The organism is Gordonia jacobaea (assembly GCF_001186365.1).
In the GTDB taxonomy this organism is placed as follows: Bacteria; Actinomycetota; Actinomycetes; order Mycobacteriales; family Mycobacteriaceae; genus Gordonia; species Gordonia jacobaea.
Genome location: NZ_LDTZ01000016.1, coordinates 22,633 through 48,949 on the forward strand (window position 1 = coordinate 22,633; position 26,317 = coordinate 48,949).

A 26,317-nucleotide genomic window follows, 5' to 3' on the forward strand; every position below is an offset into this window, starting at 1 on the left:
ACGGCGCGCAAGGCCTAGGGCGGCCGGGTGCGTACACAATCGTGACGTGAGCGGGGTGCCGAGGAGATTATTGTCTTGGCGTCGCGCTGACGACCGAGTTGTGTACGCGCGCCGCGGGTGTGGCGGTTTGGCGGGCGTCGAGCAAGGTGTCGCGCGGGCCCGATCAGCGGACGGGGGCACGATGGCGAAACCGCAGCTCCGCTGGTCGAGCGGACGCGAGCGCAGCGAGCACCCAGGTCGAGACCACTGCACGCGGTGGGTGATCTCGACAAGCTCGATCAGCGGGGCGGGGCCCGGTCAGCGGGCCGGGTCGGGCGTGCGGCGGGTCGGTGTGGCTGCGGGAGGGTGATCTCGACAAGCTCGATCAGCGGGGCGGGGCCCGGTCAGCGGGCCGGATTCGGGGGGCGCTAGGCCGAGCTCTTGTGCGCGACAGGGCATCCCGTGGGGAAGGTGCCGAGGTCCTCGACGCGGTAGCCGTTCGGGTAGCCGCGGACCTCGGCGGTGTCGATGCCGAAGACCGGTTCGGTGCGGGGTGTGGCGAAGTAGCGGATTGCCAGGCCGCGGGCTTTGAGTCCTGCGGCGACGAGTACACGCTCGGCGCGTGTCGGGTGCGGGTAGTGGAAGGCGTCGAGGAGGGGTTCGTCCATGAGTGCGCGGGCGAGTCGTCGGACGAGCGGGGCGGGAAGGAGTCGGTACGGCATGAAGGTGGTCAGCAGGTCGAGGGTCGAGTCGGCAACGGCGCGGGAGCCTTCGCGGAAGTCGAAGTGCTGTTGCTCGTAGGTGTCCATGAGGGACTCGAACTCGGCGTAGGTGTCGGGAATGTCCTTGATTCCCATGTGCTTTCCGAGTAGGCGGTAGTAGTTGGTGAGCCCGTCGATCTCGCGTTGGCTGAGTGTGCGCCACTCGTAGGCATTGATCCAGCGGGGTGGACAGACGACGAACGTCGCGAGGACGTAGAGCATGTCGTCGTTGGAGATGTCGTAGCGGCCGTGCATCTGGTTGATCCGACGGACCGCCGCGTGCCGCTGGCTGCCCGGAGCGAAACCGTGCTCGACGGGTGCAGATAGGAGTAGCACCGTGTCGTCGTAGCGCTTCTGGGTTTCGTCGGTGAATTGGACTGTCTTGTAGAGCAATTCGCCGATCGACGGCACCGCGTAGGTGCGGAACAGGGCAAAGCTGAGCGCTTGCGTCGTGGCCCAGACGAACTCCTTGCCCGACAGTTCAAGGGCGTACGTGCGCGGGTCGTCGGCGGGATCGACGGCGGCGAGTTCGTCGCGGCGACGGTACCGCTCGCGTCGGCGCGCGGAGATGGTGCCGGAGAGCCGCGATGGCAGTGTCCGCAGAGGCAGGGTCCGCAGAGGCATGAGGGGCTCCCTTGTCGACGTTGTGGTGCATGACACATTCTCAATGGAACGTATCACGCAAAACGTCTCAAACCAATGGTCGACGCCTCGACATGGAGTTGCGGGGTGGATTCAGGCGAACGGAGGCCGGTCGTCGATGCGCGTGGAGACGTGGCCTGCGGCACGCCAGGCCCGGGCGACCAGATCGGCGTCGTCGTCGGTGATGAGGTTGCCCATCACGCGCACGACGAGCGACATCAGCTTTGCCGACCGAATGCCCGGCCGCCCGAGCAGCGGCACGGCGCGAGGGACGGTCAGCACGCCGGCGAGGCGTCGAGCGGCCGAGAACGCCAGACCGTAATGCTCGACGAGGGTCTGCTGCCACTGCACGGTGTGGTCGGGGCTGCCGAGGCGCTGGGCGGCGAGGCGGCCGGTCTCGAGGGCGTAGTCGATGCCCTCGCCGTTGAGCGGATTGACGCATGCGGCGGCGTCGCCGATGAGCATCCAGTTGGGTCCGGACACACCCGTCACCGCGCCACCCATCGGCAGCAGCGCCGACGTCAGGCGAGCAGGCTTCCCGGTGATCTGCCACTCGTCGCCGACCATGCGCGCGTAGTGGTCGAGGATGGGCCGTAACGCCATGTGCGCCGGGCGTTTCGACGTCGCCAGTGCGCCGACACCGACGTTCAGCAGGCCGTTCGCGGTGTCGTGCTGATCCGGCCCGCCCCCTGCGCTCCCGAGCGGGAAGAGCCACCCGTAGCCGGGTAGCAGCTCGCCGTCGGGGGCGCGTAGTTCGAGGTGCGAGCCCATCCAGTTGTCGTCGGCGCGTGTCGATGGCACGTAGGCGCGTGCTGCGACGCCAAATGCGGTGTCGCGGTGCCATTCTCGGCCGAGCTTCTTGCCGAGCGTCGAGCGCACGCCGTCGGCGACGATGACCTCGCGCACGCGGATCGTGTTCTGTCGTTCCGGGCTGTCGACGGTGACCGTTGAGATCCGATCGCCGGACATCTCGACGTCGACGGCCTTGGCGCCCTGGAACATTCGGGCGCCGCGAGTGACGGCGAGTGCGCGCAGCTCGTCGTCGAGTTCCATCCGCGTGATGGCGCTGCCGTACGCGGGGAAGCGGCCGGCCGGCCACGGCACGCGCTGCGTGGCTCCCCAGCCGTGCAGTTCGAGGCCGTCGATGTGGGGGCTGGCGGCAAGGCGGTCGGCGAATCCGAGTTCGATGAGCTCGGCGGTCGCGCGCGGCGTCAGGCCGTCGCCGCATGTCTTGTCGCGGGGGAAGGTGGCGGCGTCGAGGAGGACGACGTCGAGTCCGGCGGCGGCGGCGTGGGCGGCGGCGGCAGACCCGCCCGGTCCCGCGCCGACGACGAGGACGTCGGCGCTCTCGGGGATCTGGCTCGTCACTCGACCAGTATGTGGCCTCCCGGCACGCTCGCCACACGCGCCCACCGACTAGGCTCGGCGGAGTGAAGTCGACTTTCGCGGGTCTGGATCTGGGTTCCGAAGAGTTCGCGGGCATGGTGCGGACATCGTTGGGCCAGGTAGAGGAATTGTTGCTGTCCGAGTTGGCATCCGGCGACGACGTCATGACCGAGGCTGCGAGCCACCTGGCCAAGGCGGGTGGCAAGCGTTTCCGTCCGATGTTCGCGATCCTGGCCGCCCAGTTCGGGCCGCGTCCGGACGCGAGCGAGGTGATCACGGCCGCGACGGTCGTCGAGATGATCCACCTCGCGACGCTCTATCACGACGACGTGATGGACGAGGCCCCGATGCGACGCGGCGCGCAGAGCGCCAATGCGCGGTGGTCCAACAGCATCGCGATCCTCTCCGGCGACTATCTGTTCGCCCGCGCGTCGCGCCTGGTGTCGACGCTGGGGCCCGACCCGGTGCGGATCATCGCCGAGACCTTCGCCGAGCTGGTGACGGGTCAGATGCGCGAGACCATCGGCGCCCGCGACGTCGACCCGATCGATCACTACTTGAAGGTGGTGTGGGAGAAGACCGGTTCGCTCATCGCGGCTGCCGGACGGTTCGGTGCGATGACCTCCGGTGCAACCTTGGACGACGTCGAGCGGCTCTCCCGACTCGGCGACATCGTCGGCACGGCGTTCCAGCTCTCCGACGACATCATCGATATCCGTTCAGCCACAGGCGATTCGGGCAAAACGCCCGGAACCGACCTGCGTGAGGGTGTGCACACATTGCCGGTGCTCTACGCATTGGCCTACGACGATGCGGCGTCGAATAGGTTGCGCGAGCTGCTCGTCGTCGACGGTGGTGCCGCGAGGCCGCTGACCGACGACGCCGAGGTTGCCGAGGCGCTCGGCCTGCTCGTCGAGTCGCGTGGCATGACCCAGGCCAACGCGACGCTGCGCGGATACGCAGACGAGGCGGGGCAGGTTCTCGGCGCGCTTCCCGAGGGGCCCGCGCATGCCGCGTTGACGTCGCTGGTCGATTACACGATCGCGCGCACCGGGTAACTCGCCGACGCCGCACGGAAACCCAACCGGACCCTGGATCGTTTGAGAAACTGAGAGCCCCGGCATCGCGTCGGAGGCGAGTTCGAACGAGGATCTGATGCGAAACGGTGTGAAGACGGCACTTCTGCTCGGCACGATGTCTGCGTTGATCGTCGCGATCGGTGCCTGTTTCCGGAGTCCGACGATTCTGTGGGGGTCGGTGATCCTTGCGATCGCCGTGAACGGCTACGTGTACTTCAACAGCGCCAAGATGTCGCTGAAGGCGATGCACGCGCAGCCGGTGACGGAGGTCGAGGCGCCCGTGATGTACCGGGTGGTGCGCGAGCTCGCGACGCAGGCGCGGCAGCCGATGCCCGCGCTGTACATCAGTCCGACGGAGTCGCCTAACGCCTTTGCGACGGGCCGTAACCCGAAGAACGCGGCGGTGTGCTGCACGGCGGGAATCCTGCGGCTCCTCGACGAACGGGAACTGCGCGCGGTGCTCGGGCACGAGCTCTCGCATGTCTACAACCGCGACATCCTGATCAGCTCGGTCGCGGGCGCGATGGCAGCGATCATCAGCGGTCTGGCGAACTTCGCGATGTTCTTCGGGATGTCGGGCAACCGCAACAACGGACCGAACCCGATCGCGCTGATCCTCATCTCGCTGCTCGGGCCGTTCGCTGCGACGTTGATCAAGCTCGCGGTGTCGAGGTCGCGGGAGTTTCAGGCCGACAAGTCGGGTGCCGAACTGACGAACGATCCGTTGGCGCTGGCGTCGGCGCTCGCCAAGATCTCCGGCGGCATCCAGGTGGCGCCGCTACCCCCGCAGCCCGACATCGCCGCGCAGAGCCACGCGATGATCGAGAGTCCGTTCCGCGCCACCGACCGCATGGCCAAGATGTTCTCGACGCACCCGCCGACCGAGGAGCGCATCCGGCGCCTGCAGGAGATGGCGCGCCGGGGGGTCTAGCGGGTCGTCGAGTCAAAAATCGACGAGCGTAGTGAGGAGGCTCGGAGCGAGAGCGGGCCCGCGCATCTGACTAGCGGGTCGCCGAGTGAGAATCGACGAGCGCAGCGAGGAGGCTCGGAGCGAGGGCGGGCCCGCGCATCTGTCCAGCTCAGCGGTAGTTGACGAACTGCAGGGCGATGCCGAAGTCCTCGCCCTTGAGGAGTGCGATGACGGACTGGAGGTCGTCGCGCTTCTTGCTCGACACGCGTAGTTCGTCGCCCTGAATCTGAGCCTTGACGCCCTTGGGGCCCTCGTCGCGGATCTTCTTGGAGATCTTCTTGGCGTGCTCGGAGTCGATGCCCTGCACGAGGTTGCCCGAGATCTTGTAGGTCTTGCCCGACGACTGGACCTCGCCGGCGTCGAACGCCTTGAGCGAGATGTCGCGGCGGATCAGCTTTTCCTTGAACACATCGAGAGCTGCCTGGGCGCGCTCTTCGGCGTCGGAGGTGATGACGATCGTCTCTTCGCCGGACCAGTCGATGCCGGTGTTGGTGCCGCGGAAGTCGTAGCGCTGCGAGAGTTCCTTCGCGGCCTGGTTGAGGGCGTTATCGACCTCCTGGCGGTCGATCTTGCTCACCACGTCGAACGATGAATCAGCCATGGATCACAGCGTAGCCCGACGCCGCTCGGGCCCGGGGCGAGTGGGGTGGTCTCGACAAGCTCGACCAGCGGGGTGCAGCTCGACCAGCGGGGGGCAGCTCGGGCGGTGGGTGGTCTCGACAAGCTCGACCAGCCGTTGGGGCTCGACCCGGCGGCGGGCGCTCGACCGGCGGTGGGTGGTCTCGACAGGCTCGACCAGCGGAGGGGCGCTCGACCAGCGAGAGGGTAGCTCGGCCGGCGGTGGTCTCGACAAGCTCGACCAGCGAGGAGCAGCTCGACCAGCCGTAGGGCGTCGGGCTGACCTGCGGGTTTGCGTCGAAGACAGGGGTTCGTTGTATTCTTCTCGGCGTTGTTCTTACGGTCGTGAAGGTCGTGGGAAACAGCACGGCAGATTGCCCGAGCGGCCAATGGGAGCGGACTGTAAATCCGTCGCGAAAGCTACGCAGGTTCGAATCCTGCATCTGCCACAACGAGGTGAACGTCTGGTCGGCGGTCCATCGGAGAGCTGTGAAAGCAGCGATTTGGTGAGCCGCCGCATCGGTGTGTAACCTCGTTAAGGCTCTCCGGACGCCCGCAAGGGCTGCCGGAAACGCCCCCTTAGCTCAGTCGGCAGAGCGTTTCCATGGTAAGGAAAAGGTCGACGGTTCGATTCCGTCAGGGGGCTCGGTAGGACTTGAACGCCCGACGCCGCAACGCCACCGCGAGGACTGCGTCCACGCTGACGGCGTTCATGTCACCATGGCGGTGTAGCTCAGCTGGTTAGAGCGCACGACTCATAATCGTGAGGTCGAGGGATCGAGTCCCTCCACCGCTACACGTAAGGCTTGTCGCGCGGCCCGGGTCGGGCGAGGCGGCGCCTAGTGCTCCGACGACCCAGACCCACCCGAAAGAAGGCGAACCCAGTGGCTTCCTCAACTGACGTCCGGCCCAAGATCACCTTGGCCTGCGAGGTGTGCAAGCACCGCAACTACATCACCAAGAAGAACCGTCGTAACGATCCCGATCGCCTCGAGATCAAGAAGTTCTGCCCGAACTGCGGCAAGCACCAGGCGCACAAAGAGTCGCGCTGATTTGTCGCTGAGGCCGATGGCCCGGAGCGTCGTCGGATGACGGTGTCAGTCAGGTTGTCGGTGCGCGATCGGATCGTCGAATCCGGTTTGCGTAGTTCGGCGTTGTGCGTCGTCGCGAGATGCGCACCCACGAGTTTTGTGCAACTGCGGGCTGTCTCACACGAGGCAGCCCGCAGTTGTCGTTCAGATGAACAAGTTCAGTACAGTTGCCAGCGAGTATGCGTCTCGACGATGAGCGGTCAGCCCTCCGTCCGTCGGACGTACAGCCAAGTGCAGCGTGAGGAGTCCCACCGATGTCACAGATCACCGATAGCGAGATCCAGGAACGGATCGACGCGTTGAAGAACGGTGTGAAACTGACTCCGGAAGAGATAGCGGCGCACACCACGTCGATGGTCGGTTTCAACTACACGGTCGACGACTACTACGAGGTCGGTCGTGAAGAAATCCGCAAGCACGCTCGTGCGGTGCAGGACGCACATCCCGTCCACTGGGACGAGGCAGCGGCTGCGGAGATGGGTCACGACACCCTGATCGCCGCGCCGACATTTGTCTCGGTGCTCGGGATCATCGCGCAGCGTCGGCTCTTCGAAGACATCGTCACCGGCTACGACCTGTGGCAGATCATGCAGACCGACCAGCGACTGATCTTTCACCAGCCCATCAAGGTGGGCGACCGACTGATCTGCGACGTCTCGCTGGAGTCGTTCCGGCAGATGGGTGGCGCGGACGTGATGGTCACCAAGAACATCATCTGGAATCAGCACGACGAGCCGGTCATGACGACATTCACCAGCCTTGTCGCGCGGGCTGCCGTCGACGCTGATCCCGAGGTCCTCGACGAGCTCGAGCACGTCATGATGAAGGTCGACAAGGAGCCGACGCTGCCGCGTAGCGTGCACGGACCGTTCGACCGCTACAACGATCCGGACCCGGTCGTTGCGCCGAAGCCGTACTCGGCGATCAACTTCGACGACCTCGAGGTCGGCCAGGAGCTGACCCCGATGACCAAGACCCTCACGCGCGGAAATCTGGTCAACTATGCGGGTGTCGCGGGAGATCCCAACCCGATCCACTTCTCCGACGAGCTGGCCAAGGTCATCGGACTCGAGACTGTCGTCGCGCACGGCATGCAGACGATGGGCCTCGGCGCGAGCTTCATCACCGAGTTCGTCGGCGACCCGGCCGCGGTCTACGAGTACAACGTGCGATTCACCAGCCCGGTGTACGTCTATCCCGACACCTACGCGAACGTCGACTTCACGGGCAAGATCAAGTCGCTCGACCCGGAGACTCGACGCGGCGTGATCAGCATCGTCGCCAAGCAGGGCGACCGCAAGATCTTCGGCCGCGCCCAGGCGCACGTGCAGTTCAACTGACGCCTGCGGCTCGGCGGGGTGGTCTCGACAGGCTCGACCAGCGAGGGAAGCTCGACCAGCGGAGAATGCGCTCGGCCGGCGGGTGGGGGCTCGACCGGCGGGTGGTCTCGACAGGCTCGACCAGCGGGTGGGGCTCGGCGCGCGGGAGTGGTCAGGCGGCCTGATGGGTCGCCACGTGGACCGGCTGCCCGAGGGCGATGCGGAAGAGGGCGCGCACCGAGTCGAGCGCGCCGTCGGGCACGTCGGCCGACGGTGAGGCGCCGGGGTGCTGGCGGGCAATGCGGGCGCGCAGCACCTGGTGGCGGATCTCGAAGCGCACGGGCGCGGTCAGTGTTGCGGCCTCGCCGTCGATTCCCGCGTTGAGGTCGGTGTCCGAATCGATCTCGAACGTCGGCGCCACCCATTCGCTCCACAGATGTTGTAGCCGTGTCGAACCGGGACGCGACGTCGGGTCGGCGATGACTGCGACGCCGAGCAGTCCGTCTTCGATGCTCGGGCGGGTACCCGATCCGATGATGTGCCCGAGGCGATACTGGTTGTTGGACACCATGATTGCGGCGACGGACTCGTGTTCTGTGCCGTTGGGGTCGTGCCAGGAGACCGATGGCTGGTCGGCGTTGGGTCCGAGGACCTGCGACGCGACGTCGAGCAGCGTTTTGGCTTTGGCGTTGCGGTAGCTCTCGCGTTGGACGGCCTCGCCGTAGACGCCGAGCGAGACGTTGTTGACGAAGACCTGTCCGTTGACGACGCCGAGGTCGACGCGACGTTCACCACCTTCGACGAAGGAATCGAGGGCTCCGACGGCGTCGTCGCGGTCGACGCCCAGGTCGAGTGCGAAGTGATTGCGGGTGCCCGACGGAATGCATGCGTAAGGCAGATCGTGCGTCGCCGCGACGTCGGCGACGACCGCCTGCGAACCGTCGCCGCCCGCCATCGCAAGTGCATCGGCGCCGTCGGCGATGGCGCCCTCCGCGAGGGCTCGCAGATCGTCGCCCTTGACCAGTTCGATGGTCCGGTAACCCCGACGTTCCGCTTCGTCGGCGAGGTGGAGGCGGTCGGCTTTGCCGTCGCCGGAGCGTCGGTTGTAGATGAGCACCGGGGCGCTCGGGGGTGCGACGACGGGCAACGGCACCGAGACGCGGAACGCTCGCGACGCCGCCGCGATGGCGATCGCGAACAGCGCGATGACGACGAGCGTGCCGATCAGCAACCACCAACTGCGCAGCACGACGATGACGATGGCGACCACAGCCAGGATCACCGCGATGACCAGTTCGGCGAGGCGTCGGTTCCCGATATTGAACAAGCCGTCGACGGCCAGTCCCGCAGCGACGAGCAGCAGCACCAGCGCGATGAGTCCGACGGGGAATTGCTTGCCCGCCGAGACGATGGCGATCACCACGCCGAGAGCGCCCGAGGCGAGCGAGAGGATGGCAAAACCGCGTCGTTGTCCCGCAGATTGTGTCATCAGCTCACGATACGCAGCCGACGAACAGTGAGGCGGGACATCGGGCTGCGGCGCATGGAACTGTCGCGGGATCGACTCCTGACAGTGAACGCAGCGCAGGCAATCACGGCGATGCCACCGGCTACGACCCCGAGCGAAACCCCCTCGTGCAGCAGCAGCGCGCCCCACGCCACCGAAAGGACGGGTTGGACGAGTTGCGTCTGACTGACGACGGTCATCGGCCCGATCGCGAGTCCGCGATACCAGGCGAAGAACCCGAGGAACATGCTGACGGCGCTGAGATATCCGAACGACGCCCACTGCGCCGCGCTGATGTCCGTCGGCGGTTGCAGGTGGATCGAGCGGGCAGAGACCATCGCCATGACAGGCAGCGCGAGCACCAGCGCCCAGCAGATCGTCTGCCACGCGCCGAGTTCGCGCGCGAGAATGCCGCCCTGGGCGTACCCGACCGCGCCGAGCACCACGGCGCAGAGCAGGTAGACGTCGTCGATACCGCTCGACGACGCTCCGCCGTGTGCGAGGAGCGCGAACGTGACCGTTGCGATGGCACCCGCGGACGCACCGATCCAGAACCGCACGCCGGGACGTTCGCGGGTCAGCGTGACCGCGACGACGGCGGTCATCGCGGGAAGCAGTCCGACGATCACCGCGGCGTGGCCGGAATCGGAGTGTCGCAGGGCCAGGGACGTGAACAGCGGAAACCCGACGACCACGCCCGCGGCGACCGGAAGCAGGCGAAGCCACTGCCGGACGGTGGGGAAGCGGGTGCGCGTGACTCCGAGCGCGATGACGGCAAGTGCTGCCGCGACGACGGCCCTGCCGCATCCGACCAGCAGCGGGTCGAGTCCTGCGTCGCCGCCGGAACCGACGGCGATACGGGTCAGTGGCACCGAGAACGAGAACGCGGCCACCCCGACGAAGCCCCAGACCAGCCCGCTCGACGGTGTCTGGTGCGATAGCGGCGTCGAACTTGGTGCGATAGCGCTACTATTGTCTCTCATGTTTGACGATAGCAGCTCGCGGATCGCGCAATACCTGAGATTGCTCGCCGAGCGTGAGCAGCCGGGATCGCGACTGCCGTCGACGCGTGCGCTGGCCAAGCAGTTCGGGGCCGGTCCGGTTACGGTCCAGCGTGCTCTCGCGGCGCTCGTTGCCGACGGCATCGTCGAAACGCGTTCTGGTGAGGGAACATTCGTCGCTTCTCGACGTTCCGCCCTGAGGCGCGACATTGGGTGGCAAACCGCAGCGCTCGGGCCGGAACGTTCCGGAATCCCCGCAACAGGGTCGACGCTGCGGATGGTCCCGCACGACACCATCGCCATGCACGGCGGCTACCCCGACGACGAGCTGCTACCGCAGGAACCTGTCGCGGCAGCGGTGCGTCGTGTGTCGCGAAGGGCTGAGGCATTCACGCGACCGCCTGTCGCGGGCGTTCCGGAGTTGCGTCGCTGGTTCGTGAGCGAGCTTGCCGGGGTCGAGGGCGGTGCCGGCGGTTGGCGTGACTCCGACGTCGTGATCACTTCGGGCGGGCAGGCCGCGCTCGCCGCGACGATGCGGGCGATCGCCGCTCCAGGTGAGGCGATCGTGATGGAGTCGCCGACGTACTGGGGTGCGATCGCCGCGGCACGCCAGGCCGGTCTGGTGATCGTTCCCGTCGCGCGCACCGGGGGCGCACCGAGCGCCGTCGACCTCGACACCGCGTTCGCGACGTCGGGTGCGCGCGTCTTCTACGCCCAGCCCAACTACGCCAACCCGACCGGCGAGCAGTGGTCGGCGCAGCAGCGGGCCGAGGTGCTCGACGTCGTGGCCGCGCATCGGGCCTTCGTCGTCGAGGACGACTGGGCCCACGACTTCGGTATCGACACCGTGCCGCGAACACTCGTCTCCGCGGACGAGAACGGGCACGTCATCTACCTCAGGTCGTTGACGAAGAGCATGTCGTCGTCGATCAGGGTCGCCGCGGTGATGGCGCGCGGCCCGGTGCGGCAGCGCATCGAGAGTGCGCTGGCGCTCTCCGACCTGTATGTGTCGCCGATCCTGCAGCTCGCCGCGCTCGACGTCGTGACCAGGCCCGCATGGCGCACATCGTTGCAGCGGCTGCGACGCGGACTCGGCGGGCGTCGCGACGCTTTGCTCGACGCGCTGCGCGCCGAACCGTCGTTGACGGCCACGACACCGCCGGGCGGTTTGCACCTGTGGGTTCGGCTGCCCGACGTCGGCGCTGGGGACGTGCCCACCGACCCGGACGTCGTCGCCGCGCGGGCGTTGGCGCGTGGGCTGTCGGTGGTGGCCGGCCGCGAGTGGTTCCCGGCCGAGCCGACCGGGCCGTACGTGCGCCTCAGCTACGCCGCCGCGGGACCCGACCGCTACGCCGAGGCCGTCGAGATCCTCGCGGGGTCGTGTTAGGTGCGTCGAGCTGTAGGGCGGCAGGGGTTGCGGTTGCCCAGACGTGCGGAATCCGAGCGTCTGGGCAACCGGAAGTAGGCGGGGGCGTTGCCGCTAGGCAGCCGCTGCGGCGAGGGCGTCGAGAACCTGGCGGGCCGTGGCGTCGGGGCGTCGAGTGATGTCGTCCCAGGTGAAGTTCAACATTCGCCAGCCGTCGGCGAGTAGGGCGTTGCGCTTGGTCCGGTCGCGTTGGAAGGTCTTGGCGTCGCGGTGGAACGCGAAGCCGTCGATCTCGACGATGAGTCGCGCGTCGCGGAACACGAAGTCGAGCAGGTACCCGAGGACCTCTGTGTTGGCCGTCCACCCGGTGATGCCGTGTGCGTCGAACAGTGCGGTCGTGGTGCGTTCGGCCTCGGATCTGGCACCGGACCGCAGTGCGTCGAAGAGTCGTCGGGCCTCGGGTGCCCCACGACGACGCGGGTAGCGGCGTAGCGCGTCGTCGAGTTCGGTGATGGTGACGCGGTGGGTGAGGAGTGCGTTGTCGACGGTCGAGGTGTCGCCGGCGGCGACGACGTCGAGCAGGGTGGTTGCCACCGACGCCACGCGCAGCCCGTCGACCACGACGACGTCTGGTTCGTGCAGACGGCGATGTGTGACCTCCACGCCCGACTACGCACCGGCGTGGCGGCCCTTGACCTGGGTGGCGACACTGATCTTCGACGGAAAAGCACTGGTCAGGCCGTGCCACCATGCGGCCGACGACCCGACGAGCACCGCGGATTTGCCGACGGATGCGACCGCGATCCGGACTCGGACTCGCGATGTGCGCGGATGGTCGACGGCGCGGAAGGTGGCCTCCGCCTCGCGCACCCACGTGCCCGCGGAGAGTCGACGCTGCACGGCGTGCCTGCTGACGCCGAGCGCTCGAGCCTGTGCGAGAGTGATGACGCCGTCGTGCGTCGACAGGTGCTGCGCGAGCGTGGTCATGCGATATCGGACGTGGTGAGTCGTCATGAGGTTCCATGTCCGAAGGTTCCTGCCCGGGCGCCGAAAACTTGCGGTTGCCCAGACGCGCGGAATCCGAGCGTCTGGGCAACCGCAAAAATTCGCGGATCGACGCAGGTCGGGATGGATCGGTACAGGAAGTGTTTTGGGTTAAGCGGGGCGGGTGTTCTACACTGAAGTGTCAGGTTTACCCTTGACTTGCGCGCCGCCCATAGGGTGGCGCGTTGGTTTTGTCGGCGACGGCCCATCGATTTCGGATCGGTAGGCTGGTTCCGGCAGGTCGACCATGACCGGCGACTGCAGAACTCGCAAGAGTCGACGCAGTCGCAAAGGGGCGTAGCTCAACTGGCAGAGCAGCGGTCTCCAAAACCGCAGGTTGCAGGTTCAAGTCCTGTCGCCCCTGCCCTGGAGAGGGCACACGTTGACGAGAGGACCTCGAAGGTGAGCAAGCGAGATCGAGCGGCCCGCGCCAAAAACGACGGGCAGTCCAACGCCGCCGATTCGGCAGCGGAGGAGCTCGAGACCCGCGACGACGCCGTCGAGGACGCGGATGCCGCAACCTCGGATGCGTCGTCGGACGATCTTCGTCCGAAGGGCAAGCGTTCGGGACGCGGTCGTCGCTCGTCGGCGAGTGCCGTCGACACGACAGATGGTGATGCGGATTCCGAAGGTGGATCCGCGGTCGCCGTCAAGGAACGCAAGGTAAAGAAGGCGTCCGAGCAGAGCAGCAATCCGTTTGTGCGGATCTGGGTGTTCATGCAGCAGGTCGTCTCGGAGATGAAGAAGGTCATCTGGCCTACGCGGCGCGAGACGATCACGTACACGATCATCGTGCTCGTGTTCGTGGTGGTGATGACCGCGTTCATCTTCGGGATCGACATCGGCTTCGCCAAGCTAGTTCTCTGGATCCTCGGCTGATTCGGGCTCACTCAGGTGAGCCCGCTCCCGACCGGGTCATCCGACGGACGACCAACTTCATGAAAGAGGAGCGTGGGCTGCAGTGAGCACCCCGGATAACGAGTTCGACCCGACCGACGCGGTCGAGACCGACGTCACCGACGCCGGGAGCGAAGCGACCGTGGACGAGACCGACGATCCGGGCACCGAGGCGCAGGTCGAGGCCGCACAGGACGACGCCGCTGCCGTCGACGGTGGCGAAGAGGCCGTCGAGCAGGCAGAAGCTGCCGAGGACGCCGCGGTTGATGCCGACGCTGTCGAAGCCGAGGAAGAGGTCGACCCCGCCGAGGAACTGCGCAAGCAACTGCGTCGCGCACCCGGCGAGTGGTACGTCATCCACAGCTATGCCGGTTACGAGAACAAGGTCAAGACCAACCTCGAGACCCGTGTGCAGAACCTCGACGTCGGCGATTACATCTTCCAGGTCGAGGTCCCGACCGAAGAGGTCACCGAGATCAAGAACGGCCAGCAGAAGAAGGTCAACCGCAAGGTGCTGCCCGGCTACATCCTGGTGCGCATGGACCTCAACGACGAGTCGTGGGGCGCGGTGCGCAACACCCCGGGTGTCACGGGCTTCGTCGGAATGACCAGCAAGCCGTCGCCGTTGAGTCTCAACGAAGTGCTGCAGTTCCTGCTGCCGCGCACTCCCGCGAAGAAGGCCACGGCCAAGGGCGCCGAGAGTGTCGAGCAGGCCGCAGCGGCCGCAACGGCGGTTGTCGAGGTCGACTTCGAGGTCGGCGAGTCGGTCACCGTCATGGACGGCCCGTTCGCGACGCTTCCCGCGTCGATCAGCGAGGTCAACGCCGAGCAGCGCAAGGTCAAGGTGCTCGTGTCGATCTTCGGTCGCGAGACGCCCGTCGAACTCGGCTTCAACCAGGTCGAGAAGATCTGATACCTGCCGAGAAGATCTGATACCTGCTCCGTACGGAGCAACACACAAGCTTCCACGCCTCCAGCGGACGTGGATCTGCAAGAAACAAACAAGGAACAAGGATGCCTCCCAAGAAGAAGAAGCTCGCCGGGATCATCAAGCTCCAGATCCAGGCAGGCCAGGCAAACCCGGCCCCGCCAGTGGGTCCGGCGCTCGGTCAGCACGGCGTGAACATCATGGAATTCTGCAAGGCGTACAACGCGGCGACCGAGTCGCAGCGTGGCAACGTCGTGCCGGTTGAGATCTTCGTGTACGAAGATCGCTCGTTCGACTTCAAGCTCAAGACCCCGCCTGCGGCCAAGCTGCTGCTCAAGGCCGCCGGTCTGCAGAAGGGTTCGGGCGAGCCGCACACCAAGAAGGTCGGCAAGGTCTCGATGGACCAGGTCCGCGAGATTGCCAAGACCAAGGCCGAAGACCTCAACGCCACCGACATCGACCAGGCCGCGAAGATCATCGCCGGTACTGCGCGATCGATGGGTATCACCGTCGAGTGAGCTTGCGAACTCGCGCAAGTTTGACCGTCGAAGGCTAGAAAGCCGCTGAGTGGGAGGGCCGGCTCGGCCCACACACCACCAACCCGAATCATCAATACGGAGAAAGAACAGAGCAATGAGCAAGAGCAGCAAGGCCTACAAGGCCGCGGCCGAAAAGGTCGACAAGGACAAGCTCTACAGCCCGCTGGAGGCTGCTGAGCTGGCGAAGGAAACGTCGTCGAAGAACACCGATTCGACCGTCGAGGTCGCAATCCGGCTGGGCGTCGACCCGCGTAAGGCAGACCAGATGGTTCGAGGCACCGTCAACCTGCCTCACGGCACGGGTAAGACCGCCCGCGTGATCGTGTTCGCCGCAGGCGACAAGGCCGCCGAGGCCGTGGCAGCCGGTGCCGACGAGGTCGGCGCCGAGGACCTGATCGAGAAGATCCAGGGCGGCTGGCTCGACTTCGACGCCGCGATCGCCACCCCTGATCAGATGGCCAAGGTCGGCCGTATCGCGCGTGTCCTCGGACCGCGCGGCCTGATGCCGAACCCCAAGACCGGCACGGTCACCACCGACGTGACCAAGGCAATCAACGACATCAAGGGCGGCAAGATCAACTTCCGCGTCGACAAGGCAGCCAACCTGCACTTCGTCATCGGCAAGGCATCGTTCGAGCCGAGCGCGCTCGCCGAGAACTACGGCGCTGCGTACGACGAGATCATGCGTGCGAAGCCGTCGGCCGCGAAGGGCCGCTACATCAAGAAGGTGACCGTCTCGACGACGACGGGCCCGGGCATCCCGGTCGACCCGGCCGTGACGCGCAACTTCACCGAGGCTCCTCAGGACTGAGAGCGTCATCTGTTGTAGCGCAACAGTTTCGAAGCCCCCGAACGCCAGTGGCGTTCGGGGGCTTCTGCGTTGGGACCTATCCGACGACGAGCTGCCTATCCGACGACGCGCTCGGCGAAGGCGATGATCTCGTCGGCGACCTCGTCGCGGATCGGTGGTTCGTTGTGTACCTCGTGCCGGTAGCCGGTGTAAATGCGGGTGCGCACGTCGGCGTGTCCGCTCGCGGCGAGCCGATTGCCGACGTGATAAGCGCCCTCGCCGAAGTTGGCGACCGGGTCGGCGTCGCCGGCAAGGATGAGGATGGGCAGGTCGGAGCGGACTGTCGGATACCAGGTGTCGGCGTTGACGGCGTCGTAGAGATCGACGAATCCGCGGATGAATCGCACGGACATGGGTGCGCCGAAGTTGTTGAACGGATCGCGGGCGTGGTCGCGGACGACCCCGGGATCGCGAGCCACCCACGCAGTGGGGAAGGCGTCGGAGCCGAAGCGCGCGGTGAATCCCTCGAACATCTGGCCCGCGTACGTCTCCGTCGCTGTCGACGTCGGGTCGGACTCCGCGGCGAGTGCGTCGCGGTCGAGGACGTCGTCGATGCCGTGGATCTGGGCGGCGATGCCGCAGAGGATGAGGCCCTTGAGCCAGTCGCTGTCGTCGGACACGAGACCTCGCGCGATCATCGAACCCCACGAGTGCCCGAAGACGACGTAGGGCAGGTTGGGGTAGAGCTCACGCACCTTGTCGCGCAGGGTGCGTTCGTCAGCCACCACGACCTTGTCGGCGTCGTCTCCGGCGTCGGCCCAGACTCCCGAGGTCATGGCCGTCTTGCCGTGTCCGGCGTGGTCGTCGGCGACGACGACGAACCCGGCGTCGAGCAGCTTGGTGATGAGCCGTAGGTAGCGGCGCGAGTGCTCACCTAGTCCGTGGACGATGTGGATGATGCCTCGTGTCTTGGTCGCGGGTTCGTAGACCCAACCGAAGATGGTGTCGCGACCGTTGGCCGACGTGAACTCGATTTCGTGAAGTGACAACGCTGTCCTCTTCCGACGGGCCGCGTGCGCGGCGTGACTGTGCCACGTTCGAGGCTAATCACGCACCGCCTCAGGCGTCGACGGGCGCGGCGTCGACCTGCTTGATCGGTCCGGTGAACCACTTCTTCACCGACAGGTGCCAGTAGCCGTAGAGCAGGATCAGTGCGCCGCCGACGAGCAGCGGGGTGTAGTTGACGTACTTCCACTCGAAGCTCGCGTCCCACGGCATGCCGCCGAGCGAGGTGGGGAACATGGCGACGAGCGAGGTCAGCGCGATCTCGATGAGAGCGATCGGTGCGATCCACTTGTACTTGGAGCCGAGCGTCCACGAGCCGGCCTCGAACGAGTCTCCCGCCTTCCAGCGGAAGTAGATCGGGACCGCGAAGCACAGGTACAACCCGACGACGCCGATCGAGACAACCGCGTAGAAGGCGACGGGTACGGGTGCGCCGTTGATGTCGACCGGCACCAGTGCGGGCAGCGTGATGATCGCGGCGATGACAGCTGTCACGACAACAGCGTTGGCGGGCATGCCATTCGAGCGGACCTTGGACCAGAGCTTGTGGCCGGGCACGGCGCCGTCGCGGCTGAACGCGAACATCATTCGCGACGCACTCGTCTGGCACGCGGCGGTACAGAAGAGCTGGCCCGCAGTGGAGATGATCAGGACGACGCCCGCCCATTTCGAGGTGAGTGCCTGGGTGAAGATCGTCGCGACGGCGCCGCCACCCTTGGAGACACCGTCTGCGTCTTGGACGGCGAACAGGAAGCTGAGCAGCAAGATCCACCCACCGACGGCCGAGTAGGCGATGGAACGCCAAATGCCCTGTGCCGCAGCGTTGGCCGCACCCTTGGTCTCCTCGGAGAGATGGGCGGAGGCGTCGTAGCCGGTGATCGTGTACTGGGTGAGGATCGCCGAGATGGGCAGCACGAACAGGATGAAGCCGAAGCCCGACGTCTTGCCTTCGAAGATGCCGCTGTTGTTGACGGTCTTGGCGAAGACGTCGGAGAAGGACGCGTGCTGATCAGGGAGCAGGAAGAGGATGAGAATGACTGCGGCAGCACCGAATACGTGCCACCAGACCGAGATGTTGTTGAGCATCGAGAGTAGGTGACCGGAGAAGATGTTGATCAGGGCTGAGCACGCCAGGATGATCAGGAAGATGACGAACACTCGGGTCAGGCTGTAGCCGTCGAGCCACGACTGGCTGAATGTGCCGATGGTGAGGTCGAGGAAGGTGGCTGCGCCATACGCGACCGAGGCAAGGATGGCGACGAGGCCGATGAGGTTGAGCCACCCGGTGTAGAAGCCGGCCTTGGCGCCGCCGAGTTTGGCTGCCCACCAATAGATTCCGCCCGACGTCGGGTATGCCGAGACGAGCTCGGCCATGCAGAATCCGATCAGCAGGATGAAGATCGAGACGATCGGCCAGCCCCATGCGATCGCGGCCGGGCCGCCGTTGTTCCATCCGAGTCCGAACGACGTGAAGCAGCCCGAGAGGATCGAGATGATCGAGAACGAGATCGCGAAGTTCGAGAAACCGGACCACGAGCGGTGAAGTTCCTGGGTGTAGCCGAGTCTCGCGAGGTGGGCCTCGTCGTCGGAAAGATCCTCGGCAAGGGTGTCATGGCCTTCAGGCATGGGTGAGCTCCCCCGGTAAGTGATGGTGCGACGCCACGTTGCGATGCGCAAGACCAGCAGAACATAAGCTCTCCGTGGCGATTTCGCATGCCAGAAACGGACATCGCGACGAATTCATGAGTGTGATGGTCATACCCGTCGTGAAACTGCGGTATGGACGGCGAGTGAAATGATCGGCGATCAGGCTGCGGGCGCGGCGTCTGCCGACGATAATCGGCACCAGGGGCAGGATTTCGGGGCAGCACGAGACACAGGCGGTTGAACGTGAGACAAGCCCGACCGAGCAAGTTGGCCATCATCGGCGCAGGCGCTGTGGGTACCGCCATTGCGTATGCGTCGTTGATTCGCGGTGTCGCGCGCACGATCGCGCTGATGGACATCAACACGTCGAAGGTGACCGCGGAAGTCCTCGACCTTTCGCACGGACTCGAATTCGTGCCGCGCGCCGACATCATCGGCGACGACGACGTGTCGGTCTGCGCGGACGCCGACGTAGTCGTGTTCACCGCGGGCGCGAAGCAGAAGCCCGGGCAGTCGCGGCTCGAATTGGCCGAAGCCACAATCAATCTGACGAAGAACATCCTGCCCGGTGCCATCAAGGTTGCGCCTAACGCGATCTACATCATGGTCACCAACCCTGTCGACATCGTGACCTATGCGGCGCTGAAATACAGTGGGCTGCCCAGCAATCAGCTGTTCGGATCGGGCACGGTGCTCGACTCGTCGCGTCTGCGGTTCCTCATCGCGCAGCACGTCGGCGTCGCGGTGCAGAACGTGCACGGCTACATCGTCGGCGAGCACGGCGACTCCGAGATCCCGCTGTGGAGTTCGGCGTCGATCGGCGGGGTGCCGTTGCTCGAGTGGAAGCCCCTGCCTGGCGGCCAGGCCATCGACGCACCGGCGCGCGAACGCATCCAGCACGAGGTGGTGCACGCTGCGTACAAGATCATCGAGGGCAAGGGCGCGACCAACTACGCCATCGGGCTCGCGACCACGCGCATCATCGAGGCGGTGCTCAACGACGAACACCGCGTGATGCCGATTTCGACCGTCACGGGCGGGTACGAGGGACTCGACGACGTATGTCTGTCACTCCCGACGCTCATCGACCGCAACGGCGCGGGCAGCCGACTCGAGATCAAGATGTCCGATGCCGAGCACGAGGGACTGATGAAGTCCGCCGAGACGCTGCGGGAGATGCAGGACAAGTTCGGGCTGTAGCGCCGCTCGGTGAGTTCGGGGTCGGGCGCGGCGTGGTCTATTCCGTGCTGGTCTGTTGCACGCTGTCTTGTTGCGTGCCGCCGACGATGGCCTGGAGCGCGGCGACATGGCCGTTGAAGGCCTCGCGTCCGGCGTCAGTCAGGCGGGCCCGGACGCTGCGTCGACGGCCGGTGCTCGGACGTTCGGTGCTCACGTAGCCTGCGGATTCCAGGGTGGCGAGCTGCTTGGACAGCGCTGAGTCGGACAGGGCCAGTCGTTCTTTGAGGTAGCCGAAATCGGCCCAATCGGCGGCGGCGAGGGTCGCGACGAGCGTCAGTCGGGTGCTCGGGTGGATCAGCTCGTCGAATTTCGGTGTGCTCACGCGCCCACTCGCCTGCGGATGTCGTCGAAGATCTGCGGTCCGCCGAATCCGAGTATCACCGCCACGAACACGGCCGCCCCGATAGACGGGTGCCGTGCGCCGTCGGCGTCGAGCACCAGTGCTGCCGCGACGGTCACGGCGACCGCGGTCAGCAGTATGCCGATGACGATCAGCGGGATGCGACGATCGGCGACGCTTCGGGCGGGGCGTACATGCGTGCTTGCGCGTCGGCCGTCGAAGAGTCGGGACGCGATCGCCGAGTGCGCGGCGCCGAACGCGATGGTGGCGACGGTCGTGACCCACGGGGGAGCGAATGCGCTGATGACACCGAGAACGATCCATGAGGCGGCCATCGCCCACCAGTAGCTGCGGGGGAGGCCGAGGTCGTCGGCGACCCGGCGACGTGCTCCGTCGACGGACCCGAGCGCCTCACGCGCCTGGTCGGGAGTGATGTCCATGAGGGTCTCCTCGATTGGAGGTCTTTGGCCGTGAGTGCTGGTGAGCCACTTTCCGTATAGGAAAGTAGTGTCTACTTTCCTACTGGGAAAGTCAAGGGATTCGAGAAATCCTGCGCGGAGTGGAACCAAACGGCAGTCGATCTAGTCTGATCTGTATGCGCGACGACAAACTCCTCACCCGGATCGCGGGGTTGCTGCGGCAGGCCGAGAACACCGACAACGAGCATGAGGCCGAGACCTTCATGCAGGCAGCGCAACGATTGGCGACGGCGGCCTCGATCGACCTCGCGGTCGCCCGTGCGCACGATCCAGCGGCACGGCGAAAGACGACGCCGATCACCAGACAGGTCGCGATCGGCGAGACCGGAAAACGTGGATTACGCACGTACGTGCAGCTTTTCGTCGCGATCGCGCGTGCCAACGACGTGACGGTCGACGTCGCGGGCAACAACACCTTCGTGCTGGCGTACGGATACGAGGCCGACATCGACACGTGCGAGGCGCTCTACACGTCGCTGCTGATCCAGATGGTCGCGGCGAGCGACGGTTACCTGCGGTCGGGCGACTACCGGGGCGAGACGTCGGCGCGGGTGGTGCGCAAGGGGACGGGCTGGCGGTCGCGGAGAGTTGTCGAACGTAAACCGCTCGCCCCGATCACCGCACGGTTGAACTTTCAGTCGGCGTTCGCCGAGCGGATCGGCGTGCGATTGACCGAGGCGCGCGACGCCGCACGGGAGGAGGCGGTGGCGCGTGACGACTCTCGCGAACTTCCCGCGGGCTCGACGTCGACCGCACTTGCGTTGCGCGACAAGGAACTCGAGGTGAGCAGCTTCTACAAGACCGAGTCGACGGCGCGCGGCACCTGGCGGCCGACGAGTGCGTCGTCCGGGTACTCGGAGGGCGCGCGTCAGGCCGGCGACCGCGCGGGGCGTCGGGCGAAGATCGGTGCCGATCGCGAGTTCGGTGCTGCCCGCGGGGCACTCGAGGGTTAGGGTGCGCGGCTCAGCGCATCTCGCCCTGCAGTGCTTGGGTATAGCGTTCGTTCTGGGCCGCGTCGGTGCCCGCGGGAAAAGTCAGCACGAGGTCGACGACTTGGAAATCTCCCGGATGTGCGCCCGCGTAGAGCTGCGCGCGGCCGGTGCTCGGAAACTGCATGAGGATCACTTGATCGGACTCGACGGCACTGCTGCATCCGGCCGCCGGACACCGCGCGGCGGTCGCGTCGTGACGGCCGGTGACGGGCAGTCCGGTGGCGGCGATGCGGTCGAGCACCTGGTTGAGCTGGGCGGGGTCGACCGGGTTGTCGACGTACGACGTCGAGGGCGCCGACACCGTGGAGACCTCACCCGACGACGAATTGCAGCCGGTCAGTGCACCCCCGACGATCGCGGCGCCGACGATCGCGATCGCGGCAGACTTCCCGATGGTGTGCGAGCGCGGCGTCATCGCGTGGACTCCCTGCGTGTCGAGGTGCGAAGTGCTGACCTCGTCGAGCCTAGTCACGGCGGGGTCGGCCCCGGAATGTGCGGTCGCCGGGTGCGAACGGTCGGGGAGCGTCGTGCCGCCGCGTGACACCCGACGTGAACGGTTCTACGAGGCCGAGCGCATGGTGTTCCGGCTGTTCGAGCGTGCCGGCGGTACGCACACGGTGCAGCTCGCGGGCACGGAACTCACCCTGCCCGTCGAGGCGCAGTTCGCCTCGGTCGACTCCATACGCGACTACGTCGGTCGCGTGCTGTCGATGCTGTCGGTGGCGCAGCGTTTCGACGCCGCGTCGACGCCGGTGACGGTGCGGGCGCGCCGCGGACACCGCTCGGCGCACTACGCGCGGCACCTGGACTCGGATCTGCGTGAGATCGCCATCCCCGACTCCGCCGAGGGTCGCTGGGCGCTGCGTGAATTGGTCGTGCTCCACGAGATCGCGCATCACCTCGACGATTCGGACGGCCCGGCCCATGGTCGGCAGTTCGCGACGACACTGACCGAACTGGTCGGGCTGGTCCTCGGACCGGAGGCCGAATTCGTCTACCGCGTGGTGTTCGCGGATTCGGGTCTGTGAGGCGTTCGACGAACGTGCCTCTTCGACGAACGTGCCTCAGAGCCCTTCGCCTGCAAGGAAAGTCAGGTGACTCGGATGCTCAGGGTCGAGGATCAGGCGTTGCCTGCGGCCGCGCGCCTTGACCAGGTCCGGCACGACGGTCAGGTAACGCGGGAAACTTGCCGCGTACACGTCGACTCGTAGCCGATGGCCGGGTTCGAGGACGGCGTCGGTCGGGACGAGATCGACGTCGATGCGTACCGGGGCGTCGGGCGGTACGGGCAGTTTGCGCTTGCGCGACAAGAAGTGGTGCGCGCCAACGAGACTGCCGTCCGAGGCGTAGGTCGATTTGCTGGGATCGAGCGCCCGATTCGACGCCGACAGGGCGCCGTTGGTCAGTACCTTCGACGTTCCGTCCGGCGCGACGTCGTTGACGGTGACGGCCCAGATTGCCTCGTGTGCGGTGGTGGCGACGTTGAGCCGTAGATTCATCGAACCGCTGATCGGTGTCTGCTGGGTGACGGGAGCGCTGGTGAACGAGAGTGCACCGCGTTCCTGGAATCGGGCGTCGGCGTTGAATGGCCTGCCGAGGGCCATCGTCGCGCCCGCTGTCACCTGCGTCATGTCGCGTGAGACGAGGCCGCGAACATCCGGGCGGACATGTAGCGAGGCGTAGTCGGAGCACGGGGTGGATTGCAGGCTGCCGTCGTGCACGCAATGTGTTGCGCTGGAAGAACACTCGCTGGAGAGGTAGAGCCGACGCGGCGAAACGCCCTGGCGCGGGAACGACTGACCAGCAGTCCACGTGCCGCCCTGCTGGCGCAGTGTCACCGGTCCGTAGTGTTCGACGCCGTTCGCGTGCCCCTTGAGCCAGCGGTCGAACCACGCGCGTTCGAGGACGTCGAGACGAGGTGGCGCGAACTTGCCGCCGTAGCCGGACCCGACGTCGAAGTGATAACCGTCTCCGACGATCAATTGCTTGCGGCCCGGTTCGAGGTTGAGGCGCTCGTAAATGCCTGTGGCACTGCGTCCGAAGAGGTCGTGCCATGCACCGACGGTGAGCGTCGGCGCCTCGATCCGGTCGACCTGCGGATCGCGGGCGTCGAAGTACGGGTCGTCGAAGATGCGGTCGTCGCGGGCGGTGAGGAAACCCCAGAGGAGCGAGGGGATTTCGGTGGCCGGTGACGCGACGCGGTCACGAAGCCAACGGAAGTGGTTGCCGCGCAGAACATCTCGCATCAGCGTCGACGGATTCGGTACCCACTTCAGGATGTTCACCACCGACAGCCATGCCGGGATGAAGGCGGAGGGCATGCCGCCGGTGATGTAGATGTCGCGCACGATGTCGTCGCAACCCTCGACCGCGAACACCGCGCCGAGCTGGGGTGGCCGCTTGTCGGCGGCCTGCAGCGAGTTGATGGCCGAGTACGACCACCCCGCCAGTCCGATCTTGCCGTTGCACCACTCCTGCTCGGAGACCCAGTCGATGATCTCGACGGAATCCTGCTGTTCACGCGGCCCGAGGATCTCCCATTTGCCGTGGCTGGCGCCGGTGCCGCGAACGTCGACGATGATCTGGGCGTACCCGCTGCGCACCAGGTTTCGATTGATCCCGAAGACGTCGATCACGCCGCCCGCGAGCACCTGGGTCAGAGTGGTCAGCCCCTCGAGTGCCGTGCCTGTCGCGTCGACCGATCGCGCAGCCGCGCGCACGGCACCTCCGAGGACGGGTGCGTGCATCGTGGTGTCGATGAAGTCGATCGCGGCGCGGTTGTAGGGGTTGATGTTGATGATCGCCGGATAGGGCGTCGTGACCACCTCGCCGAAACCTGTGGCAGGCCGAACGATCGTCGCCCGCAACTCGACGCCGTCGCTCATCGTCAGGGTGACATCGCGGTCGATCGAGACGCGGGGGTAGACCTGCGGGCCGTCGACCTGCTCGCGCCAGCGCATCGCACTGGCGCCTCCGGTGGGATCGCCGAGGGGGAGTGTGCCGAAGACGGGTGTGTCGGTGCTGGATCGGCGCAGTGATGAAGGGTCAACTGGAAATGGCTCGATGCGCGCGCGCTCTGTCGCCGCGTGCTCGTCCGCTGTCGGTCTCAACTGAAACGCCATGGTGCATCAGCCTGCCTTTGAGGTCACTGCACCTGCGTCAGCCGGTCGTTGTCCGGTGGGCGTGCCGCCGCGGATGCCGTCACTTCATCGTGTCGGTAGGAGTGACACGAACCGCGTTGTGGCACAGCCACAACCCCACCCAAATGTGGTCCACATCACTCCGGACCTCGACAATAGTGCATGTCGTGTCTCAGAACGCTAACTAGGGGGCGTCAATTTGGCGCTCAGTGCCATAATCGCAGGTCAGGGGCGAACATTTTGTTCGGATAGGCCGAGATCTATTGCGGCAGCGGCCTCGAGGACCATCCAACCGGACAGTTGAACCGACAGATCGCGTTCGGGAACCGACGACGAATTGACCGCTCCCGCGATGAATGCGGCGTCGGTACCGCCCCTGGTCGGCCGAATCGCCTGCTGGTGCCAGTCGGCGCTGAAGACCACGGTGTCGTCGACTTCTGCACGCGTGGACCACGCGGCGTCGGCGCTGCTGAGTACGAGTGCAGCGCTGCGTCGACGCAACTCATCCGCCCCGGGGAGATCGGCAGGGAGATCGGTGGCGACCAGAGCCAGATAGCGCGCGAGTACGCCCATGAACAATCCGCCGTCGCCGCCGCCCGCCCCGCGGATCACGCCGTCGGGGCACTCGTGTGCCTCGACCGCGGTCAGGAGTCGATCGATGCGGTCGAGGTGAACGGTCTCACGGGTGCGGCGTGCCGCCTCGACCTCGGACCCGAGTACGACGCCCTGACAGTAGGTGTAGATGGCGGTGACGCGTTCGAATCCGTCGCCCTGCGGCTTGATGCCATCGATGACGAGGTGGGAGTCGGGGTCGACGAGGGTGGTGTCCATCCAGTCGCACATCGCCAGCGCACGGTCGAGGTGGCCTGTGCGCGCGAGCAGGATGGTCGCCGGACCATTCGCCGGCGCATTGAAGAAGGTGTCGACGGTGCGCCACGGGATTCCGCCGCCGCGCTCGGGCTCCCATGCGTCGTACATGCGTTTACTCAGGGTGCGTAGCGCTTTGGGATGGTGGAGTTCGAGGTGGCGGTCGGCACGTTCGATCGCCAGGCCCAGCCAGGCCATGTCGTCGTAGTAGTTGTTGGTCCAGCGGCCGAGGTTGCGCAGCCGGATTCCGCGGAGCAGTCGGTTGGCGACGTCGGCGAGGTGCGGGTCGTAGGACATGTCGTCGGTGGGGCGATGGATCGCGGCGTCGACGATGAGGTCGAGAAGGTGTGCGTGCCACCAGTAGTGCCAGAATCCGAAGCGACTCCGGACGACGTCGAGCGGTAGTCTCCCGAGCGGCCAGGCGATCGTCGCGAGGCGGGTGCCGGGGACCCACCATGCGTGCCTCAGATGTCGGCCGAGAATGGCGTCGGCCGCGATCGCCGCTCGTGCGTTGGGTTCGGTGACAACAGATGCGTTGGGCTCTGGGACATTGGGTTCTGGTACACCGTCTGCGGACGATTTGGATGCATTCCCCATGGTCGGGTAGCCTATTACTTCGGTGTGACGTGTA

At 66.1% G+C, this 26,317-nt stretch carries 26 protein-coding genes and 4 tRNA genes; 16 read left to right on the forward strand and 14 right to left on the reverse strand.

The features are described 5' to 3' along the window. Positions 1-407 precede the first annotated feature (407 nt). Positions 408-1,364: an oxygenase MpaB family protein gene (locus ABW18_RS08910; protein WP_414651979.1), complete on the reverse strand. Its 957-nt coding sequence runs from the start codon at positions 1,362-1,364 to the stop codon at positions 408-410. 111 nt (positions 1,365-1,475) lie between these two features. Continuing rightward, the gene (locus tag ABW18_RS08915) at positions 1,476-2,750 is read right to left on the reverse strand and encodes a geranylgeranyl reductase family protein (RefSeq protein WP_049698668.1); all 1,275 of its coding nucleotides are present in this window, start codon (positions 2,748-2,750) and stop codon (positions 1,476-1,478) included. A gap of 62 nt (positions 2,751-2,812) precedes the next feature. Here ABW18_RS08915 and ABW18_RS08920 point away from each other — a divergent pair, with 62 nt between their 5' ends. After that, the gene (locus ABW18_RS08920) at positions 2,813-3,826 is read left to right on the forward strand and encodes a polyprenyl synthetase family protein (RefSeq protein ID WP_049698669.1); all 1,014 of its coding nucleotides are present in this window, start codon (positions 2,813-2,815) and stop codon (positions 3,824-3,826) included. Between the two features lie 97 nt (positions 3,827-3,923). Next, entirely contained in the window at positions 3,924-4,778 is an 855-nt protein-coding gene (gene htpX / locus ABW18_RS08925) for a zinc metalloprotease HtpX (RefSeq protein ID WP_005209130.1), read from the forward strand. A gap of 148 nt (positions 4,779-4,926) precedes the next feature. Here the strand turns inward: htpX and ABW18_RS08930 are convergent, their stop codons facing one another. Next, on the reverse strand, positions 4,927-5,418 hold the full coding sequence (locus tag ABW18_RS08930) for a YajQ family cyclic di-GMP-binding protein (protein ID WP_049698670.1): 492 nt from the start codon (positions 5,416-5,418) through the stop codon (positions 4,927-4,929). A gap of 385 nt (positions 5,419-5,803) precedes the next feature. Here ABW18_RS08930 and ABW18_RS08935 point away from each other — a divergent pair. From ABW18_RS08935 to ABW18_RS08955, 5 genes are all read left to right on the forward strand, one after another. Next, a tRNA-Tyr gene (locus tag ABW18_RS08935) sits at positions 5,804-5,884 on the forward strand. A 124-nt stretch (positions 5,885-6,008) separates the two neighbouring features. Beyond that, a tRNA-Thr gene (locus ABW18_RS08940) sits at positions 6,009-6,081 on the forward strand. A gap of 76 nt (positions 6,082-6,157) precedes the next feature. Then, positions 6,158-6,231: transfer RNA gene (locus ABW18_RS08945), tRNA-Met, on the forward strand. Between the two features lie 88 nt (positions 6,232-6,319). Continuing rightward, positions 6,320-6,487, forward strand: a complete 168-nt coding sequence (gene rpmG, locus ABW18_RS08950) for a 50S ribosomal protein L33 (protein WP_003929651.1) — start codon at positions 6,320-6,322, stop codon at positions 6,485-6,487. Positions 6,488-6,780: 293 nt separating this feature from the next. Beyond that, a complete protein-coding gene (locus tag ABW18_RS08955; protein WP_049698671.1) occupies positions 6,781-7,866 on the forward strand; it encodes a fused (3R)-hydroxyacyl-ACP dehydratase subunits HadA/HadB in 1,086 nt (361 codons plus the stop codon). Between the two features lie 151 nt (positions 7,867-8,017). Here the strand turns inward: ABW18_RS08955 and ABW18_RS08960 are convergent, their stop codons facing one another. Then, positions 8,018-9,334 (reverse strand): diacylglycerol/lipid kinase family protein, encoded by a 1,317-nt coding sequence (locus ABW18_RS08960; RefSeq protein ID WP_049698672.1) that lies wholly within the window; start codon positions 9,332-9,334, stop codon positions 8,018-8,020. Further along, on the reverse strand, positions 9,334-10,335 hold the full coding sequence (locus ABW18_RS08965) for a DMT family transporter (protein ID WP_049698673.1): 1,002 nt from the start codon (positions 10,333-10,335) through the stop codon (positions 9,334-9,336). The genes ABW18_RS08960 and ABW18_RS08965 overlap by 1 nt, the downstream gene beginning before the upstream one ends. On the opposite strand from ABW18_RS08965, the gene ABW18_RS08970 reads away from it, so the two are divergent. Then, positions 10,334-11,740 carry an aminotransferase-like domain-containing protein gene (locus ABW18_RS08970; RefSeq protein WP_049698674.1) on the forward strand — a complete coding sequence of 469 codons (1,407 nt, stop codon included), beginning with the start codon at positions 10,334-10,336 and terminating at the stop codon, positions 11,738-11,740. The genes ABW18_RS08965 and ABW18_RS08970 overlap by 2 nt on opposite strands. A gap of 93 nt (positions 11,741-11,833) precedes the next feature. Here ABW18_RS08970 and ABW18_RS23140 read toward each other — a convergent pair whose 3' ends face one another. Then, positions 11,834-12,382, reverse strand: coding sequence for an endonuclease domain-containing protein (locus tag ABW18_RS23140; RefSeq protein WP_231894106.1), 549 nt, complete (start codon positions 12,380-12,382; stop codon positions 11,834-11,836). A 6-nt stretch (positions 12,383-12,388) separates the two neighbouring features. Then, positions 12,389-12,733, reverse strand: a complete 345-nt coding sequence (locus tag ABW18_RS23145; protein WP_231894107.1) for a type IV toxin-antitoxin system AbiEi family antitoxin domain-containing protein — start codon at positions 12,731-12,733, stop codon at positions 12,389-12,391. Between the two features lie 321 nt (positions 12,734-13,054). Here ABW18_RS23145 and ABW18_RS08980 point away from each other — a divergent pair. The 5 genes from ABW18_RS08980 to rplA all read left to right on the forward strand — a co-directional run bounded on the left by ABW18_RS08980 (position 13,055) and on the right by rplA (position 15,938). Further along, positions 13,055-13,127, forward strand: a tRNA-Trp gene (locus tag ABW18_RS08980). 38 nt (positions 13,128-13,165) lie between these two features. Then, the gene (secE, locus tag ABW18_RS08985) at positions 13,166-13,642 is read left to right on the forward strand and encodes a preprotein translocase subunit SecE (RefSeq protein ID WP_049698675.1); all 477 of its coding nucleotides are present in this window, start codon (positions 13,166-13,168) and stop codon (positions 13,640-13,642) included. Positions 13,643-13,724: 82 nt separating this feature from the next. Next, positions 13,725-14,573: a transcription termination/antitermination protein NusG gene (gene nusG / locus ABW18_RS08990; RefSeq protein ID WP_049698676.1), complete on the forward strand. Its 849-nt coding sequence runs from the start codon at positions 13,725-13,727 to the stop codon at positions 14,571-14,573. A gap of 101 nt (positions 14,574-14,674) precedes the next feature. Continuing rightward, positions 14,675-15,106: a 50S ribosomal protein L11 gene (rplK, locus tag ABW18_RS08995; RefSeq protein ID WP_005209147.1), complete on the forward strand. Its 432-nt coding sequence runs from the start codon at positions 14,675-14,677 to the stop codon at positions 15,104-15,106. A 115-nt stretch (positions 15,107-15,221) separates the two neighbouring features. Next, positions 15,222-15,938: a 50S ribosomal protein L1 gene (rplA, locus tag ABW18_RS09000; RefSeq protein WP_005209149.1), complete on the forward strand. Its 717-nt coding sequence runs from the start codon at positions 15,222-15,224 to the stop codon at positions 15,936-15,938. A gap of 95 nt (positions 15,939-16,033) precedes the next feature. Here the strand turns inward: rplA and ABW18_RS09005 are convergent, their stop codons facing one another. Beyond that, positions 16,034-16,966, reverse strand: a complete 933-nt coding sequence (locus tag ABW18_RS09005; protein WP_049698677.1) for an alpha/beta fold hydrolase — start codon at positions 16,964-16,966, stop codon at positions 16,034-16,036. A gap of 70 nt (positions 16,967-17,036) precedes the next feature. Next, positions 17,037-18,608, reverse strand: coding sequence for an amino acid permease (locus tag ABW18_RS09010; RefSeq protein WP_049698678.1), 1,572 nt, complete (start codon positions 18,606-18,608; stop codon positions 17,037-17,039). A gap of 264 nt (positions 18,609-18,872) precedes the next feature. Between ABW18_RS09010 and ABW18_RS09015 the strand changes: the two genes are divergently transcribed. After that, entirely contained in the window at positions 18,873-19,829 is a 957-nt protein-coding gene (locus ABW18_RS09015) for an L-lactate dehydrogenase (protein WP_231894108.1), read from the forward strand. 37 nt (positions 19,830-19,866) lie between these two features. Here the strand turns inward: ABW18_RS09015 and ABW18_RS09020 are convergent, their stop codons facing one another. Further along, positions 19,867-20,190, reverse strand: coding sequence for a transcriptional regulator (locus ABW18_RS09020; protein WP_049698680.1), 324 nt, complete (start codon positions 20,188-20,190; stop codon positions 19,867-19,869). Then, positions 20,187-20,648: a hypothetical protein gene (locus ABW18_RS09025; RefSeq protein WP_049698681.1), complete on the reverse strand. Its 462-nt coding sequence runs from the start codon at positions 20,646-20,648 to the stop codon at positions 20,187-20,189. The genes ABW18_RS09020 and ABW18_RS09025 overlap by 4 nt, the downstream gene beginning before the upstream one ends. A 155-nt stretch (positions 20,649-20,803) precedes the next feature. Here ABW18_RS09025 and ABW18_RS09030 point away from each other — a divergent pair, with 155 nt between their 5' ends. Next, a complete protein-coding gene (locus ABW18_RS09030) occupies positions 20,804-21,640 on the forward strand; it encodes a DUF2786 domain-containing protein (protein WP_049698682.1) in 837 nt (278 codons plus the stop codon). A gap of 10 nt (positions 21,641-21,650) precedes the next feature. On the opposite strand, the gene ABW18_RS09035 is transcribed toward ABW18_RS09030, so the two are convergent. Further along, on the reverse strand, positions 21,651-22,094 hold the full coding sequence (locus tag ABW18_RS09035; protein WP_049698683.1) for a hypothetical protein: 444 nt from the start codon (positions 22,092-22,094) through the stop codon (positions 21,651-21,653). Positions 22,095-22,206: 112 nt separating this feature from the next. Between ABW18_RS09035 and ABW18_RS09040 the strand changes: the two genes are divergently transcribed. Further along, positions 22,207-22,707, forward strand: coding sequence for a TIGR04338 family metallohydrolase (locus ABW18_RS09040; RefSeq protein WP_049699012.1), 501 nt, complete (start codon positions 22,207-22,209; stop codon positions 22,705-22,707). 36 nt (positions 22,708-22,743) lie between these two features. Here ABW18_RS09040 and ABW18_RS09045 read toward each other — a convergent pair whose 3' ends face one another. Both ABW18_RS09045 and ABW18_RS09050 read right to left on the reverse strand, forming a co-directional pair. Beyond that, entirely contained in the window at positions 22,744-24,801 is a 2,058-nt protein-coding gene (locus ABW18_RS09045) for a CocE/NonD family hydrolase (protein ID WP_049698684.1), read from the reverse strand. Between the two features lie 243 nt (positions 24,802-25,044). Beyond that, positions 25,045-26,283 (reverse strand): glycoside hydrolase family 76 protein, encoded by a 1,239-nt coding sequence (locus ABW18_RS09050; RefSeq protein ID WP_049698685.1) that lies wholly within the window; start codon positions 26,281-26,283, stop codon positions 25,045-25,047. Positions 26,284-26,317 lie beyond the last annotated feature (34 nt).